This is a genomic window from Flagellimonas beolgyonensis, from assembly GCF_003992615.1.
Taxonomy (GTDB): domain Bacteria; phylum Bacteroidota; class Bacteroidia; order Flavobacteriales; family Flavobacteriaceae; genus Flagellimonas; species Flagellimonas beolgyonensis.
In genome coordinates this window covers 1-2,500 of sequence record NZ_RZMY01000004.1, presented here as the reverse complement: position 1 = coordinate 2,500, position 2,500 = coordinate 1, and the positions used below count along the sequence as shown (strand labels likewise).

General features: G+C 52.8%; 2 tRNA genes and 2 rRNA genes (1 of these 4 cut by a window edge). All 4 read right to left on the bottom strand.

What is annotated here, in order from left to right:
- Positions 1 to 180, bottom strand: a 23S ribosomal RNA gene (locus EO131_RS03630) (it extends 2,638 nt beyond the left edge of the window).
- Positions 181 to 346: 166 nt separating this feature from the next.
- A tRNA-Ala gene (locus EO131_RS03625) sits at positions 347 to 423 on the bottom strand.
- A gap of 175 nt (positions 424 to 598) precedes the next feature.
- Positions 599 to 672, bottom strand: a tRNA-Ile gene (locus EO131_RS03620).
- Positions 673 to 782: 110 nt separating this feature from the next.
- A 16S ribosomal RNA gene (locus tag EO131_RS03615) occupies positions 783 to 2,308 on the bottom strand.
- Together the 16S and 23S rRNA genes with 2 tRNA genes alongside form the textbook arrangement of a ribosomal RNA operon.
- Between the last annotated feature and the right edge of the window lie 192 nt (positions 2,309 to 2,500).

Here is a 2,500-nt window from a genome sequence, read left to right as displayed (position 1 = left end):
AGTTCAGCGGGTTCGCCCACCTTGCGGTGTGACTGGCCTTCAACCAGCCGGGTTGCCCCATTCGGACACCCACGGATCAATGCTCATGTGCAGCTCCCCGTGGATTTTCGCAGCTTATCGCGTCCTTCGTCGCCTCTGAGAGCCCAGGCATCCCCCATACGCCCTTCTTTTGCTTGTCGCACCTGTACCTAAGTACAAATGCCCTCTCGTAATCCTTATATATTCTATTCTACTTCGTGTTTCTTCTTTTGACTTCGCCATGATGGTAAAACCATCACGCTCCGTCCCAATATGTCAATGAACTTTCTGGCACACCGCCACACCGATCGGTGGACGGCACTTGCCGTGGTGGAGAATAAGGGAGTCGAACCCTTGACCTCCTGCGTGCAAGGCAGGCGCTCTAGCCAGCTGAGCTAATTCCCCAGTCTAGTTGATTGTTGTTCGTTGTTCGTTGATCGTAATCTCCATCAACCATCAACCAAGAACCAACAACTGGTGTCTCAACTTCCAGAATTTCCTATTCAATACTTTTTTAAAGAACTTTTATAAACCTTGAACCCAAAACTCAAAACTTATAACCGCGGCTTCGCCGCTTCCGTAGTCTCAGGCAGACTCGAACTGCCGACCTCTACATTATCAGTGTAGCGCTCTAACCAGCTGAGCTATGAGACTGTCTTGGCCTTTTCTTGCCAGTATATCAACAAACATATCATAAACGACAGCACAAAGATAAAAGGACCACCTCGTGCGGGACCCCCGTCTCCGGGCGTCTCTTTCTCTAGAAAGGAGGTGTTCCAGCCGCACCTTCCGGTACGGCTACCTTGTTACGACTTAGCCCTAGTTACCGATTTTGCCCTAGGCCGCTCCTCGCGGTGACGGACTTCAGGCACTCCCGGCTTCCATGGCTTGACGGGCGGTGTGTACAAGGCCCGGGAACGTATTCACCGGATCATGGCTGATATCCGATTACTAGCGATTCCAGCTTCACGGGGTCGAGTTGCAGACCCCGATCCGAACTGTGACCGGTTTTGTAGATCCGCGCCCCCTTGCGGGGTGGCTTCCCTCTGTACCGGCCATTGTAGCACGTGTGTGGCCCAGGACGTAAGGGCCGTGATGATTTGACGTCGTCCCCACCTTCCTCACGGTTTGCACCGGCAGTCCCGTTAGAGTCCCCATCTTTACATGCTGGCAACTAACGGCAGGGGTTGCGCTCGTTATAGGACTTAACCTGACACCTCACGGCACGAGCTGACGACAACCATGCAGCACCTTGCAGGCAGTCCGAAGAAAGGGATGTCTCCACCCCATGCAGCCTGCATTTAAGCCCTGGTAAGGTTCCTCGCGTATCATCGAATTAAACCACATGCTCCACCGCTTGTGCGGGCCCCCGTCAATTCCTTTGAGTTTCATTCTTGCGAACGTACTCCCCAGGTGGGATACTTATCACTTTCGCTTGGCCACGGAGACCGAGGTCCCCACAGCTAGTATCCATCGTTTACGGCGTGGACTACCGGGGTATCTAATCCCGTTCGCTACCCACGCTTTCGTCCATCAGCGTCAGTACATGGTTGGTCACCTGCCTTCGCGATCGGTGTTCTATGTGATATCTATGCATTTCACCGCTACACCACATGTTCCGGCAACCCCACCATGACTCAAGACCTGCAGTATCAAAGGCAATTTTATGGTTGAGCCACAAACTTTCACCCCTGACTTACAGGCCCGCCTACGGACCCTTTAAACCCAATGATTCCGGATAACGCTCGGACCCTCCGTATTACCGCGGCTGCTGGCACGGAGTTAGCCGGTCCTTATTCTTACGGTACAGTCAGCCGCCTACACGTAGGCGGGTTTCTTCCCGTATAAAAGCAGTTTACAACCCATAGGGCCGTCATCCTGCACGCGGCATGGCTGGATCAGTCTTCCGACCATTGTCCAATATTCCTCACTGCTGCCTCCCGTAGGAGTCTGGTCCGTGTCTCAGTACCAGTGTGGGGGATCCCCCTCTCAGGGCCCCTAACCATCGTTGCCTTGGTAAGCCGTTACCTTACCAACTAGCTAATGGTACGCATGGCCATCCCTGTCCGATAAATCTTTAACCGCAATATCATGCGATATCGCGGTACCATGGGGCATTAATCCAAGTTTCCCTGGGCTATTCCCCTGACAGGGGCAGGTTCCATACGCGTTCCGCACCCGTGCGCCGGTCGCCGGCGGATAAGCAAGCTTATCCCCGCTGCCCCTCGACTTGCATGTGTTAGGCCTGCCGCTAGCGTTCATCCTGAGCCAGGATCAAACTCTTCATTGTATTTCCTTGAATGTCTGTCCGACACCCGGAAAACCGAAGTCCCCGCATCAAAATGGTTCTTATTCTCTTTACGCTGTCGTTACAATATGTATATGAACTTCTTCTTCAATTTTTCCGAAAAAAAATTGGCCAAATGACCAAATCCCCTCTCGAAAACAACCCAGCCTCATCAGCTAAGCGGGTGCAAATATA